Here is a 14,883-nt window from a genome sequence, read left to right as displayed (position 1 = left end):
ACTATTTTTACTTTTAGGAGTAATTTATAGGGGTACATATCAATGGAATTGAAGGGATGATGAAGCGTGAAACGGTTTATCTATGCAGACAAATTTTTTTATCCAAGTGATGTTAAAGGACCGGGTTATTTAGAAATTACCGATGGCTTTTTTGGTGATTTTTATCAAGCAGTACCAACAGGTGAAGTTGAAGTCATTGATTACACAGGACAATGGATTGCCCCCGGCTTAGTCGATACCCACATTCATGGCTTTTTAAACCATGATGTGATGGACAATGATGCTGAAGGCTTGAAGGTAATGTCAGAAGGCCTGCTTTCTTGTGGCGTGACTTCCTTCTTACCAACAACTTTAACTTCAACTAAGGAACGACTATTGGCGGTTGCTAAAACCATTGGCGAGGTGCATCAAGAAGTTCCCGGTGCCAAGGTGCAAGGAATTTATTTTGAAGGCCCATTTTTTACCCCAGAACATAAGGGCGCTCAAAATCCAAGTTATTTCAGCGACCCTGATTTAGAGACATTTAACGAATGGCAAGAAGCTTCCGGCGGATTAATTAAAAAAATTGCCTTGGCGCCTGAACGTGAAGGGGTCAAAGAATTTGTCAAAGCAGTGACAGATCAAGGTGTAGTAGTTTCTTTAGGTCATAGCAATGCTACTTTAGCTGAAGCGACTGAGGCTGTTGAGGCTGGTGCTAGTGTTTTTGTTCATGCTTATAATGGTATGCGGGCATTAAACCATCGGGAACCAGGAATGGTTGGCGCCTTGATGTCTTTACAGCATGTCTTTTCTGAATTAATTTGTGATGGGCATCATGTGCATCCCAATGCGGCTGATATCCTAATGGAAAAAGTCGGTCATGATCATGTGGCGTTAATTACCGATTGCATGATGGCAGGTGGTATGCCGGATGGCGATTACATGTTAGGGGAATTTCCTGTCGTCGTTGCTGAGGGAACGGCTCGCTTAAAAGACTCTGGCAGTTTGGCCGGCAGTATTTTAAAATTAAAAGAAGCAATTAAAAATGTGGTGGATTGGAATATCGCAACACCGGAAGAAGCAATTATGATGGCCACCTATGTGCCAGCTGTTAGTTGTAAAATTGCTGACCAATGTGGCTCAATTGCCAACGGCCGAGCAGCTGATTTTATCGTGTTAGATAAAGACATGGAATTAGTTGCAACTTATCTAGACGGTGTTGAACGTTTCCACGCTGAATAAGTCATGTCCAGTTCATAAATAAATGGGAAAATCAGGCTGCTCGTTGGTCTGATTTTTTTTGTGGAAAAATCTCGGTTGATGAACAGCTTTTTAGAAGTTCTTAAACCTTAGTTATGTTAAAATCTATGGGAGGAGTGATGAATGTGAGTTATCTTGAGGTTATTAACGAATATAAACGCTATCAGATGGGGGACACAACGATTGTTGCCAATGATGGCATTACCTTTGATGTTGAAAAGGGCGAGGTCTGCGTTATTTTAGGACCAAGTGGTGCAGGTAAGTCCACCGTCTTAAATATTTTAGGAGGCATGGATAGCTGCGATGAGGGCCAGATTATTATCGATGGCACCGATATTGCCAATTTTAATGAAAAACAGTTGACTACCTATCGCCGTGATGATGTCGGCTTTGTCTTTCAATTTTATAATTTGGTCCCTAATTTAACTGCCAAAGAAAATGTTGAACTGGCCGCTCAGATTGTCAAAGACGCTTTGGATGCTGAATCTGTTTTAAAATCTGTCGGCCTTGGAGAACGGATGAATAATTTTCCTGCTCAATTGTCCGGTGGTGAGCAGCAACGGGTGACGATTGCTCGGGCGATTGCCAAGCGCCCGAAATTATTATTATGTGATGAACCTACTGGAGCCTTGGATTATGAAACCGGAAAGCAAATTTTAAAAATTCTGCAGGATACTGCAAAGGAAACCGGCACAACGGTTTTAATTATTACCCATAATTCGCAAATTGCGCCGATGGCCGACCGGGTGATTCGCATTAACGATGCGAAAGTCAGAAGTATTAAACTTAATGAAAATCCACTGCCGATTACTGAAATTGAGTGGTAGGAGGCAGTAAATGAAAAAGTCAATGATGCTTAAGACCAGTCTGCGGGAAATTTGGCAGACCAAAACCCGTTTTCTTTCGATCTTTGGAATTATTTTTTTGGGGGTTGCTTTTTTTGTAGGGATTGGGGCAACCGGTCCTGATATGCTCCAAACTGCAACCAATTATTATCAACAACAAAATTTGGCTGACAATCAAATCATCTCTAGTCTAGGATTGACAGAGGATGATTTAAAGATTGTACAGGCTGACGAGAATGTTGCAAGCGCTGAGGCGTTTAAATTTGCAGATATAAATTTAACCTCGCAAACGGCAGTGGTGCGCTTTTATGGCTATACACCAGAGCAAAAAATTAATCAATACAATGTTGCAAGCGGTCGATTACCTGAAAAAGCTGATGAAATTGCTTTAGACAATCGAGAAGCTTTAAGTGGCAATTACCAAATTGGCGACAGTTACGAAGTTTCTGAAGATGATGACGTGGACGGGCTACTAGCGAATTACGCTTATACAGTTGTCGGCTTTGTGAACTCACCGACCTATGTTGAAAATGTTTCTCGTGGTTATACAAATGTCGGTACTGGTTCGGTGGATTATTTTGCGGTGGTATTTGAAGAAAATCTAACGGCAGACGTCTATTCAACAATTTATGTCACCTATCAAAATTTAGCTGACTTGCCGGCCTATTCAACAGCTTACGAGGATGCTTTAGCGACTAATCAAACACAGTTGGAGCAGGAATTAGCTGAGCGGCCAGCTGAACGGCTATCCGAATTAAAAACAGAGGCCCAAGAACAAATTGATGAGGCTAGTCAAGAAGTCGCTGACGGGGAACAAGCTTTAGCGGATGCGCAGACCACCCTGGAAGATTCGGCAGCTCAGTTAGCTGATGGTCAGAGCCAGTTAGAGGCTGCCCGGCAGGAATTAGCCACTCAAACAGCTTCAGCGCAAGCCGAAATTGATCAAAGTGAAGCCCAATTGAATGCTTCGCAAACCGAGCTGGATAATAATCGGCAAACTTTAGCCAGTCGCAAAAATGAGTTGACCGCAAATGCCGGCCAAGTTGAAGCTGCGAAAAATTCATTAACGGATTTAGAGCAGCAAAGAAGTCAGGCGCAAGCAGGTCTCGACCAAATTACCACAGCACAGCAGAGTTTGGAAAGCTTGTTCAATCAGCTTTCCCTCGCTTCACAAACGAGTGACGAAGAATATGCCATCTTGGCCCCGCAATTAGCTCAAGGTGTTGCGGCTAGTCTAGGGCAGCTGCCAGCTGAAGTAGCCGGCGTTTTGCAAAACTTTGTTGCTGATCCCAGTCGTGAAAATTTGCAAATCAGTATCGGCGCTCTTAGCGAATACCAAAATCAATTGACTGCTCAAGCCCAAGAAATTCAAAATGGGCTCAATCAGATTGACGCTGGCATTGCAGAAATTAACAGTCAGGTGCAGCAGTACAATGATGGTTTAGCGCAGATTCAATCAGCCGAGACACAACTGGCGAATGGCCAAAGTCAAATTGACAGCGGCCGTCAGCAACTTCAGGCTGCTAAAGATCAATTGGCAACAGCGACAGCAGAAGGCCAAGGGCAAATTGATGCTTCTCAACAGGAGTTGGATCAAGCACAGGCTGCCTATGATGAAGGTTTGGCTGAATACCAAAGCCAGTTAGCGGAAAAAGAACCTGAATTAGCCGATGCCAAAAATAAAATTGCAGAACAGCAGAGTGAATTAGATCAGCTGACAGCCAGTGATTATACGTATTCAACTAGAAATGATAATCCTGGATATAGTGAGTTTGAGGACAATGCCAATCGAATTTCTTCTTTAGCTACCGTTTTTCCAATTATTTTCTTTCTGATTGCCGCCTTGGTCAGCTTAACGACGATGACTCGCATGGTGGAGGAAAAACGTTCAGAAATCGGAACCTTTAAGGCATTAGGCTATGGCAATTCAGCCATCTCGATGAAATTTATTATCTACGCAAGTTTAGCGGGAATTACTGGTGCCTTTGCTGGCCTTGCGTTAGGCTTTTATCTATTTCCAGTGATTATTTTTACCGCCTATGGTCAGCTGTATAATATCGGCAACTTTGTTTCACCGTGGCATTTGAATTACGCAGTGATTGCGATTATCGTGGCGATTTTATGTACAGTCGGTACCGCCTTATTAGTTTTGCGCATAGATTTATTGGCAACCCCTGCCAGTTTAATGCGGCCCAAAGCACCAAAGGCCGGCAAACGGATTTTCTTAGAGCGTTTGACACCGATTTGGAAGCGCCTGAGTTTTATTCAAAAAGTGACAATGCGTAATCTATTCCGCTATAAGCAGCGGATGCTGATGACAATTTTGGGAATTGCGGGCTGTATGTCGATGATTATCACCGGTTTTGGTTTGCGGGATTCAATTTCAGATATCGTGACCATCCAATTTGATAAAATTTGGCATTACAGTGCTGTTGTGACCTTCAATGAAGAGCCTGACGAGGAGCAAACCACAGATTATGAAGCGATTTTAGCTGATGTCGCTGATTTTTCCGGCGATATGTTTTTCAGTAATCAAACGCTGCAGCTGGAAAAAAGTGGTGAAACCACCCGCGATGTAACAGTCTATGTTCCAGAAAATCCCGAAAGAATGTCAGATTTTGTCTTATTCAATGACCGAAAGACTGGCGAAGAATATACCTTGGATGACAGCGGCGCCATCATCAATGAAAAACTAGCCGAGATGTATGATTTACAAGTGGGAGACAGCTTTCCACTGACCGATAGCGATGGCGGGGAGTACCAAGTGAAAATCGCCCATATTGCGGAAAATTATACAGGTCATTTTGCTTATCTAACCCCGGCTTATTATCAAGAAGTTTTCAATCAGACACCGGATTATAATAGTGATTTACTTTTATTTTCTAAAGATTTAAGCACTGAGGAAGAAAATCAAGCTGCCAATCAAATTATGGCGGATTCTCAAGTAGTGAATATCAGTTTTATTTCTCAATCACGGGACGCGCTGGGAGACACGATAAATAGTTTGAATATCGTTGTGTGGGTCTTGATAATCTCTGCTGGCTTGTTGGCCTTTATTGTCTTGTACAACTTAACAAATATCAATGTCTCAGAACGAATTCGTGAACTATCGACGATTAAAGTCTTGGGCTTTTACGATAAAGAAGTCACTATGTATGTCTATCGGGAGAATATTATTTTAACCTTTATCGGGATTTTCTTTGGATTATTCTTAGGAAATATTGAACACGCCTATGTGTTAAAAACGGTGGAGGTCGATATGATTATGTTTAGTCCTGACATTCATCTGCTCAGTTATCTTTACGCTAGTTTAATTACTTTATTGTTCACTTTAATTGTTGGCTTGTTTATGCATCAGAAGCTGAAAAAAGTTGACATGATTGAAGCCTTAAAATCAAATGAATAGTTTTGAAAAGCCTCGGAAAATCACGTGTAATTCACGATTTTTCTAGGCTTTTCAGTTTTTTATTGGTATTATTATTTATAAGAGAACTAAGGAGGTGGCAGGATGATTGCTGGAATTTCTTTTGAAAGCATTTATTTTTATCTATTGATTATCTGTGCTGTGTTGGCGATGGTGATGCTGATTTTTGGGGACATATTTGAATTTGATGGCCCGATTGACCCGATTTTAGTGATTCCTTGGTTTGCCTTTTTAGGTTTGTTTGGTTACCTGGGGGAAAAATTAACGGCCCTAAACAGCTTCGTTATTTTAATTGGCGCAGGTATCTTAGCCTCCATTTTGGTCTTCCTGCTGAATTTTTATTTTATTTTACCAATGCGGCGGGCTGAATCGACTATTTCGATTTCTGAAAAAGACATGGAGGGCAATGTTGCCACAGTCGTTACGCCAATTCCCATTAAAGGAATGGGAGAAATTCAATTTAAAAGTGTGACCGGTTCTTTGAGTCGACCAGCGGCCTTTTTTGAGCCACAGGAGACAGAGGCGCTTCAAGGGTCGCAGGTGCTGATTATTGAGGTCAAAGAAAGAGTATGCTATGTAGTTCCTTATCAAGGAAGTTTGCCTATATAGAATAAAAAAGATGGGGGGAGAAAAAATGGCAGGAATTATTATACCAATTGCCATCGTTGTTTTTATTTTGTTGATTTTGTTAGTCGTATTTGTTTCCAAATACCAAACAGCAAAACCAGATGAAGCGCTGATTATCAGCGGGAGTTATTTAGGAACAAAAAATGTCCACGCTGATGAACGGGGCAATAAAATCAAGATCGTCAGAGGCGGCGGTGCATTTGTTTTGCCGGTATTCCAACGGTCAAATCGAATCAGCTTGCTTTCCAGCAAACTGGATGTTTCTACGCCTGAGGTTTACACCGAGCAAGGGGTTCCGGTCATGTGTGACGGTACGTCAATCATTAAAATCGGTTCTTCAGTTGAAGAAATTGCAACGGCAGCGGAACAATTTCTAGGCAAAACCCGAGAAGAATTGGAAAATGAAGCTCGCGAAGTTTTGGAAGGTCACCTGCGTTCGATTTTAGGCTCAATGACGGTGGAAGAAATTTACCAAAACCGCGACAAATTTAGCCAAAGCGTACAGGAAGTGGCTTCTGTGGATTTAGCTAAGATGGGTCTGATTATCGTATCCTTTACGATTAAAGAAGTTCGGGATAAAAATGGCTACTTAGATTCTCTAGGTAAACCACGGATTGCCCAAGTCAAACGGGATGCCGATATCGCTGAAGCCGAAGCTCTAAAAGAAACTAGAATTAAAAAAGCGGAAGCTGAAAAAGAATCGCAACAGGCTGAATTGCAACGGCAGACTGAAATTGCCGAAGCCGCTAAAGAAAAAGAATTAAAATTAGCGACCTACAAAGAAGCCCAAGATGTTGCCAAAGCCAAAGCCGACCAAGCCTATAACTTGGAAAGTGCTCGGGCTCAACAAGAAGTTATCGAACAAGAGATGGAAGTCAAAGTCATCGAGCGGCAAAAACAAATCGAGCTGGAAGAAAAAGAAATTACCCGGCGAGAAAAACAATACGATTCTGAGGTTAAGAAAAAGGCCGATGCGGATCGTTATGCGATGGAACAAGAAGCCCAAGCGAAAAAAGCTCAAGATGTTGCCGAAGCCGAAGCCGAGCGTTTTAGAATTGAAGCGCTAGCCGAAGCCGAAGCGAACAAAACCCGCTTAGCTGGGCAAGCTGAATCAGAAGCGACCTTGTTAAGAGGGAAAGCTGAAGCCGAAGCCAAACAAAAAATTGCCGATGCCTTCAAGCAATATGGCGAAGCAGCTGTCTTGAGCATGATTTTAGAAATCTTGCCTGAATTAATGAAAGAAGCAGCTCAGCCATTGGGGAACATCGATAAGATCACGGTTGTCGACACAGGCGGTTCTGAAGGACCTAACAGTGGCGCTAATAAAATTACCAATTATGCGACTAATTTATTAGCTGGCACGCAGGAAACTCTGAAAGAAACAACTGGTTTGGATGTTCGTGAATTAATCGAAAACTTCTCCAAACGGGGCGGCACCAATTTTAATTTAAATGAGCCAACTGACTCAACCGATGGCGCTGAATAAAATCAGCTGGTGGTTGTGATAGAAGTCAATACAGAAAAGCGAAGTAACTACATTGCTGAAAAGTAGTGGGAGTGAGCCGCGGATTTGCTTTTGAAACCTAAGCGGAATCAAAAGCAAATCCAAGTTACTTGCCATGAATCCCTGTAAAAAAGACTCCTATCACAACTACTATTTTTTTGAACTTATTGTTATACTTTAAGTAAAGGTTTTCACAAGTTAAGCAGTTTAGTCATTTATTACATAATTTGATTGGTAAAAATCAAAATGTTTATTTAATTAGATGTAGGAGGGATGAAAATGAATTTATTGCATGGCTTAGAGATTACACTGGTTTCAATGTTGGTAGTTTTTGGCATTTTAGCAGCACTATGGGGTGGCATTTATTTAATGCATAAATTGATTGGGGAGGATTAGCATATGGGGGCGGTTTTTAATGAATTAATTCAAACATCTGGATTTGCCAATTTAACTTGGAAGCACTTATTTATGATTTGTTTGGCCTGTGTCTTTTTGTATTTGGCCATCAAAAAAGAATATGAACCCTATCTACTTTTACCAATTGCCTTTGGTATTCTTTTGGTAAATTTGCCGCTGGCCGGCTTAATGTCCGGGCCATTAGGGGACAATCCCGGTGGACTTTTATATTATTTATACAAAGGGACTGAGCTGGGGATTTATCCGCCACTGATTTTTCTTTGTTTGGGTGCGACGATTGACTTTGGACCGTTGATTGCCAATCCGGTTGTTTTACTGTTAGGCGGGGCGGCTCAATTTGGGATTTTTGCGGCCTTCTTTGGTGCTTTGATGCTGGGAATGACCGGTATGGAGGCGGCCTCAGTGGGGATTATTGGCGGCGCTGACGGACCGACTGCCATTTTTCTAACGACTAAATTGGCGCCACATCTACTTTCAGTAATTGCCCTAGCCGCTTATTCTTACATGGCGCTGGTACCAATCATCCAGCCGCCGATTATTCGAGCGTTGACCACAGAAAAAGAACGAAAAATAAAAATGTCACAACAGCGGAAGGTCAGTCGCACTGAGAAAATTGTCTTTCCTATTTTCACAACAATCTTTGTTGCATTAGTTGTACCGACAGCCGCAACGCTGATTGGTTCGTTGATGCTAGGGAATTTAGTAAAAGAATCCGGTGTGGTTCCGCGAATTGCCGAGGTGCTTCAAAATACCTTGATGTATATTGTGACGATTATCTTAGGTTTGACAGTCGGAGCGAAGGCCGAAGCCAGTTTATTTTTATCCGCAACGACGTTGAAGGTCATTTTCCTCGGCCTGTTTGCCTTTGCGATTGGCACAGCTGCCGGCGTTTTATTCGGTAAACTACTATGTAAAATCACCAAGGGTAAGATTAATCCGATGATTGGCGCTGCCGGTGTGTCGGCTGTCCCAATGGCCGCTAGAGTCGTTCATCAAGAGGGCTTGAAGGCCGACCCAAGTAATTATTTATTAATGCATGCAGTTGGACCAAATGTGGCCGGTGTCATTGGCTCTGCGATTGCTGCTGGTGTCCTGCTGGCTTTCTTTGGGGGATAATTAATTTCTGAAGATAAACTAACGGCTAATGGATTTCTTAGGAAAAGAAATCCATTAGCCGTTTTAGTTTATTTTTCTTCGTGGTCTTGTTGATTAATCTTGCCTCTAACTTCCTCTAGCTGCTGACTTAAAGCAGCTTCTTTTAGTTTCAACTGGGCTAAATCTTCTTCTAATTCGGCCTTTTGTTCGACAACTTTTGGCTGACCAAAAAAGTTAATCGCAATTGCAATAAAGGTGCCGATAAAGGTTTCGATTACTCTGGAAAGCGCGTAAAACGCCGATTCGCCTTGGGGAATGCTCAAAGAAATTAACAGCAGCGTGGCGATGGAAGCGATAATGCCTGAATTATTATTAATCCCATCAGAAATGACGATACACAGGGCGACTAGGACCGGCAGTAAAAATAGTTCCACTAAAAAATCATAATCAAAATAAGATTTAATGACAAAATAGAAAATGGCTAGCAGGCCCCCCAGACTGTTGCCGAGGATACGGGACTTGCCAAAGGAGAGACTCGTCGATAAATCTTGCCGCAGCGAAAATACCGCTGCTAAAGCCGCAATCAATGGCTGACCGCCATCGACGAAATGAAAAACCAAAATACAAATCATGACAGCCACAGCACTTTTAATCGTTCTTAGGCCTAAACGAAATTTGCCAATATGCATAAAATCACCCTTCAAATTTGCGGTAAAAAGCTACCTGTCTCTTTATACTATCGAAAAGTCTTGAGAATTGCTAGTTTTTAAAGAAAGCTTTTAGTATAATTTTTGCAGGAGGTGACGCTGTGAGAATTGGTTTACGAACGATTAAGACCGCCGTTTCAGCGACGCTGGCGATTTTTTTAGCTGCCGGCTTAGGCTTGCAATACACAACTGCGGCAGGAATTATTGCAGTCCTCAGCTTAACTAATACAAAACGCAGTTCATTATTTACCGGCATAAGCCGTTTAATGGCATTGACATTGGCGACGATTGTGGCAGGCGTTTGTTTCACATTGTTTGGCTATACGACTTGGGCATTTGGCATTTATTTATTGCTATACATTCCTTTGACTGTCCGTTTTGGCTTAGCTGACGGGATTGTAGTCTGTTCGGTGCTGGTCACCCATTATCTGATAGAAGAGAGTCTCAGCTGGCCTTGGATTGCCAATGAGTTTGCCCTGATGATTATCGGAGTTGGTTTGGCTCTATTGATGAATTTATACATGCCAAATGTCGAAAAAAAATTAAAGATGAATCAAGAGGAAATCGAAGCGGGCTTTCGGGAAATTTTACGGGAGATGGCTAAGGGGATTTCCCAGCAAGGAAGTTTGACGGGGATTGATGAAAAGTATCACGAGTTGGCTCGCTTTATCCGTAAAGCCGAAGAGCAGGCCCAAAATTTCCAAGAAAATCAATGGTTCACCCCAAATTTTTATTACAGCGATTATTTTTCGATGCGGCGGGCGCAGGGGAAGATTTTAGCAGAGATGATTGACTGTCTGAAAAAAATCCAAGTGGCGCCACAGCATGGCGAGAACATGCAGTTTTTATTAAACTATACTGCCAAAACCTTTGCGCAAAATAATGACGGGCAAACGATTTTAGCGATGATTGCTGAAGTTTTAGATGATTATCGAATGATGGCACTACCGCAAACCCGGGATGAATTTGAAAAAAGAGCAGAACTTTTTCAATTTCTGCAGTCCTTTAAGAGTTTTATTGAAGTCAAAGCAGAATTTGCCGGCAAGCTTGAAGGTTAAAGTCTTATTGAAACATTAAAAAAAACAGTCGTACAAGCTCCGCTTTGGAAATTTTTCCAGAAGCTGAGGTCGTGCGGCTGTTTTTTTAACTTTTTTTTAGTTTTGCGACCAGGCCGTTTGCATCTGGTCTAAGATGTCAATCACGTCTCGTGTGAGAAAGAGCGAGCGATTCGGCTTGTTGCCTTCAATAAAGTCGACCATGTTGCTGATTTCATAATTCATAGCCATCTGGGAACTGCCGGCTTCAATAAATTCTTTGCCGCCATCATTAAAGAAAATTTCCGCTTGATCTGCACGGGGATAATCCGCCACCGTAATATAGCCATTCTCCCCAGCGATAATGCCGATTTTGGGCATCTTTGCTTGGAAAGTCAAGGTAATGCTGGCCATCTCATCCAGCTGATTGCGTAAAATCGTTACCGATTGCTCATCGACACCACTGCTAAAAGGAACCATTGAAGATGCAATAACTTTTGGTTGTGCTGAAAGGAAATAACGGGCAAAAGAAACAGCGTAGGTGCCGATATCTAAAAGAGCACCACCGGCTAAATCAGGATTAAAAAAGCGATTGGTCGGGTCTGGTTCTTTATAACTGCCAAAGGGCGCTTGAATCATTTTGACTTTGCCAAGGCGACCAGCATCGATAATGCTTTTTAAGCGTTCAAATAGCGGCATATTGAAAATTGTCATCGCCTCAGCCAAAACTAATTGTTTTTCCTCCGCTAAAGCCATAGCTTCGGTCAATTCACGACTGTTCATGGTAATCGCCTTTTCACATAAAATGTGTTTGCCGGCTGCTAAACCTTGTAAGATATGGTCGCTGTGTTGTTTGTTGGGCACCGCCACATAAATAATGTCAATATCTGGATTGCTCAACATATCTTGATAGCTGCCATAGGCCTGTTCAATCCCAAATTCAGCTGCAAAGGCCTGCGCTTTTTCTAAAGAGCGGGATGCAACTGCGACAAGCTGACTATTTTCCTGTTGAAAGTCTGTTGCAAAATCTCGGGCAATGCCTCCTAAGCCAACAATGCCCCATTGATAAGTTTTCACGATACGCCACCTCAGATTCTCTCTTTTTTGATAGATTCAGATAAAATATTTTGTTTATCTTTCAAACTCCAGTATAGCAATTTTTAAGAGTTAAAAAAACAATAAGCCTACAGGATTTTTTGGCAATATTATGTTTTTTCGTTAAAAATCGCTATAATGATAATGAGACCCACTAGGGAAAAAGAATTTCATTTCGTTTGGAGGGAAAAGCTATGCATCAAGTTTATGTCAGAATTGTCTTAAGTACAATTTTAGAGGAGTTTGAGTCAGAGGTTCAATTTTATACTGAACAATTAGCAATCACAGAAAAAAATTGGTTGGACTGGAAGGAAGGTCAGGTGAATTTATCGGCTGAAAACCTGCAGAAGATTAAAAATTTATTCACTGATTATGAGTGGCTCGTTTTACAAAAGGTCCTGCGGCAAACAATTTTATTTCCTGAAAAACGCAATACCGCTGTTCAAGAGTATCGCCATATCAAAACGGCGATTGCTAAAAAATGGCTTGCGGGGGATTTAGCTGAGGTGGAATTAATTGCGCCTGCTAAGGAAAGCCCGAAGGTAAATCCTTTTATTAATATCCGGGTTACGGTGAAATACGGCGAATGGGGCTATGATGATATTTTAAGTTTCCGTTTACCTTCGATGATTCAACAACAAATTGAAAAAGCCGAAGTACCCTTACTGGATTGGGTCAATGAAAATCTAGTGGAAACCTATACGAAAGATGATGAGGCAGTTAGTTGAAGAAACTGAGTAAGAAACGTTTTGTTTTTGGATTTATTTTTTTAGGAGCGTTTATCGGCGCCCTTTTTCTAGGGGCGCAAATTTTTGTCTGGACCCAGGGCACGACGATTGTTGCTAATCAGCAGCGAACAGCCACCAGTGAGTCGACAACCACTTCCACCAGTGAGACGCCAACTGCTAGTGATTTACCGGCGGTATCACCGACGGATTGGGATTTAGTTTTAGTTGGTCCTAATAATCAAATAGCTGAAGAAGTAGCTGCCGATCAGCTGACTGCAATCTCTGGTTCTGAAGAGGTAGACGGTCGGATTGTCGATGCCTATAATCAATTGGCGAGTGCGGCCGAGGCTGCCGGTTATCCGTTAGTTGTTGTGTCCGCCTTTCGTTCTGTTGCCGATCAGCAACAGGTGTACGACGCTTCGGTAAATCGGCGAATGAGTGAGGAAAATATTTCTTATGAGCAGGCGGTTGAAGAAACGAATGTTCAGGTGACACAACCAGGCTATAGTGAACATCATACGGGACTGGCAATCGATGTAGTTGACAGTGATTGGTATAATAATTATTCTAATTATGCTAGCGATATGTTAGACCCGCTGTTTGGTCAGCAACCGGCTGCTCAATGGCTAGCCGCTAACTGTGCGCAATACGGTTTTATTATCCGCTATCCTGAAGGTCGGGAGGATATTACTGGCATCACTTATGAGCCATGGCATCTGCGCTATGTTGGAGTGGCTTCAGCCGAATATATCACCAATCACAATTTAACTTTGGAAGAATATTTAGCTTTATTTAGTTAAGAACGGAGAATTTATGGCAAGAAAAGTCCGCAGGTCGGGACAAAATCTGACGCTAGAAAAAATCATTATGACTATTTTTTTACTGTCCGTGGTCGGGGCTGCTTTTTTGTATTCGATTTTTTCGTTAGCGACTAGTGCACCAGAAACGGTTAGTGAAGATCCGGTTGAACTGAGTCATACTGAGTTTATTACGACTTTAGTGCCCCATGCCCAAGAGCTGCAAAATCAATATGGTATTTTACCCAGCATTATCTTAGGGCAGGCGATTTTAGAATCCGATTGGGGTCAAAGCTCTTTAGCCAGTGAGTATCATAATCTTTTTGGCATCAAAGCTTCAGAGGGCGAATCCTCGGTCACCTTAGAAACAATGGAATTTGTCAATGAAGAGTGGATTACTATTCAAGGGGACTTTCGCGTTTACAACGATTGGAATGAATCCCTTGATGATCACACACAATTATTCGTGAATGGTGTTTCTTGGAATCCAAGTTTGTATACAGAAGTTTTAGCGGCTCAAACCTATCAAGAAGCCGCTGCGGCCTTACAGACGGCAGGGTATGCAACAGATCCCGATTATGCTGCAAAAATTATTGCAGTCATCGAAGAAAATCAATTAAATCTATATGATCAAACTTAAAATTGAAAGGAAGTGGCAGCATGGAAAAGAAAAAAATTCCTGAAATTATGACGGAGCTAAAACAAGATTTAGTGCGGGTTCCGCAAGTGATTCGCGAAGCTAGCGGCATTTCATTTTTCGGTAAAAAAATTAAATCGATTATTTTTACCACAGACATTGCTATTATCCGCAACACAGATGCCAATGCAGTCATTGCTGTCTATCCTTTTACGCCTCATCCGGCGATTACCAAAAGTATTATTGAGGCCGCCGATATTCCCGTTTTCTCTGGCGTTGGCGGAGGGACGACACAAGGTGCCCGCAGTATGTACATGAGTATGTTTGCTGAAGCGCAGGGGTCATTGGGCGTGGTTTTAAATGGCCCGACGCCTTTAGATACCGTTATCGAAGTCTGTAAAGTGGTCGATATCCCCGTGATTGCGACGGTGACGTCAATTTATACCGAAATTGAAGAAAAATTGAAGGCCGGCGTCACGATCATCAATATTAGTGCCGGTAAAGAGACGGCAGAAACGGTCGCCCACTTCCGAAAAAAATATCCTGAGCTGCCGATTATTGCAACCGGCGGCCCTAGTGATGAAAATATTTTGGAGACCATTCGCGCTGGTGCCAATGCGATTACTTATACGCCACCATCAAGCGGCGACCTCTTCAGCTACAAGATGGAAAAGTACCGCAAACAGGAGAAAGAAAATTTAAAATGAAAAAATGCTAAAAAGGCAAGAAAATTT

At 42.1% G+C, this 14,883-nt stretch carries 14 protein-coding genes; 12 read left to right on the top strand and 2 right to left on the bottom strand.

Annotated features, from left to right (window positions below; all coding sequences use genetic code 11):
* The first annotated feature begins 66 nt into the window (after positions 1-66).
* From nagA to AC1Z3S_RS06670, 7 genes are all read left to right on the top strand, one after another.
* On the top strand, positions 67-1,221 hold the full coding sequence (gene nagA, locus AC1Z3S_RS06700) for an N-acetylglucosamine-6-phosphate deacetylase (protein WP_461739705.1): 1,155 nt from the start codon (positions 67-69) through the stop codon (positions 1,219-1,221).
* A 143-nt stretch (positions 1,222-1,364) separates the two neighbouring features.
* Positions 1,365-2,066: an ABC transporter ATP-binding protein gene (locus AC1Z3S_RS06695; RefSeq protein ID WP_265457111.1), complete on the top strand. Its 702-nt coding sequence runs from the start codon at positions 1,365-1,367 to the stop codon at positions 2,064-2,066.
* Positions 2,067-2,076: 10 nt separating this feature from the next.
* Positions 2,077-5,490: an FtsX-like permease family protein gene (locus tag AC1Z3S_RS06690; protein WP_461739704.1), complete on the top strand. Its 3,414-nt coding sequence runs from the start codon at positions 2,077-2,079 to the stop codon at positions 5,488-5,490.
* 102 nt (positions 5,491-5,592) lie between these two features.
* On the top strand, positions 5,593-6,117 hold the full coding sequence (locus AC1Z3S_RS06685; RefSeq protein ID WP_461739703.1) for an NfeD family membrane protein: 525 nt from the start codon (positions 5,593-5,595) through the stop codon (positions 6,115-6,117).
* Positions 6,118-6,142: 25 nt separating this feature from the next.
* Entirely contained in the window at positions 6,143-7,621 is a 1,479-nt protein-coding gene (locus AC1Z3S_RS06680; RefSeq protein ID WP_265457117.1) for a flotillin family protein, read from the top strand.
* A 297-nt stretch (positions 7,622-7,918) separates the two neighbouring features.
* Positions 7,919-8,035, top strand: coding sequence for an OadG family protein (locus AC1Z3S_RS06675; protein WP_461739702.1), 117 nt, complete (start codon positions 7,919-7,921; stop codon positions 8,033-8,035).
* Positions 8,036-8,038: 3 nt separating this feature from the next.
* Positions 8,039-9,172: a sodium ion-translocating decarboxylase subunit beta gene (locus tag AC1Z3S_RS06670; RefSeq protein WP_461739701.1), complete on the top strand. Its 1,134-nt coding sequence runs from the start codon at positions 8,039-8,041 to the stop codon at positions 9,170-9,172.
* 68 nt (positions 9,173-9,240) lie between these two features.
* On the opposite strand, the gene AC1Z3S_RS06665 is transcribed toward AC1Z3S_RS06670, so the two are convergent.
* Positions 9,241-9,840 carry an FUSC family protein gene (locus AC1Z3S_RS06665; RefSeq protein WP_461737585.1) on the bottom strand — a complete coding sequence of 200 codons (600 nt, stop codon included), beginning with the start codon at positions 9,838-9,840 and terminating at the stop codon, positions 9,241-9,243.
* A 119-nt stretch (positions 9,841-9,959) separates the two neighbouring features.
* Here AC1Z3S_RS06665 and AC1Z3S_RS06660 point away from each other — a divergent pair, with 119 nt between their 5' ends.
* Positions 9,960-10,916 (top strand): aromatic acid exporter family protein, encoded by a 957-nt coding sequence (locus tag AC1Z3S_RS06660; protein ID WP_461739700.1) that lies wholly within the window; start codon positions 9,960-9,962, stop codon positions 10,914-10,916.
* Positions 10,917-11,012: 96 nt separating this feature from the next.
* Here the strand turns inward: AC1Z3S_RS06660 and AC1Z3S_RS06655 are convergent, their stop codons facing one another.
* On the bottom strand, positions 11,013-11,969 hold the full coding sequence (locus AC1Z3S_RS06655; RefSeq protein ID WP_461739699.1) for a Gfo/Idh/MocA family protein: 957 nt from the start codon (positions 11,967-11,969) through the stop codon (positions 11,013-11,015).
* A gap of 212 nt (positions 11,970-12,181) precedes the next feature.
* Between AC1Z3S_RS06655 and AC1Z3S_RS06650 the strand changes: the two genes are divergently transcribed.
* From AC1Z3S_RS06650 to AC1Z3S_RS06635, 4 genes are read left to right on the top strand one after another with little or no spacing between them, the layout of a single operon-like run.
* Positions 12,182-12,715: a hypothetical protein gene (locus tag AC1Z3S_RS06650; protein ID WP_265457127.1), complete on the top strand. Its 534-nt coding sequence runs from the start codon at positions 12,182-12,184 to the stop codon at positions 12,713-12,715.
* Positions 12,712-13,515: a M15 family metallopeptidase gene (locus tag AC1Z3S_RS06645; RefSeq protein WP_461739698.1), complete on the top strand. Its 804-nt coding sequence runs from the start codon at positions 12,712-12,714 to the stop codon at positions 13,513-13,515. The genes AC1Z3S_RS06650 and AC1Z3S_RS06645 overlap by 4 nt, the downstream gene beginning before the upstream one ends.
* 13 nt (positions 13,516-13,528) lie before the next feature.
* On the top strand, positions 13,529-14,152 hold the full coding sequence (locus AC1Z3S_RS06640) for a glycoside hydrolase family 73 protein (RefSeq protein ID WP_461739697.1): 624 nt from the start codon (positions 13,529-13,531) through the stop codon (positions 14,150-14,152).
* A 20-nt stretch (positions 14,153-14,172) separates the two neighbouring features.
* Positions 14,173-14,856 carry a beta/alpha barrel domain-containing protein gene (locus AC1Z3S_RS06635; RefSeq protein WP_461737590.1) on the top strand — a complete coding sequence of 228 codons (684 nt, stop codon included), beginning with the start codon at positions 14,173-14,175 and terminating at the stop codon, positions 14,854-14,856.
* The last annotated feature ends 27 nt before the right edge of the window (positions 14,857-14,883 follow it).

The organism is Enterococcus sp. LJL90 (assembly GCF_056924355.1).
This window is presented reverse-complemented; position numbering and strand designations above follow the sequence as displayed.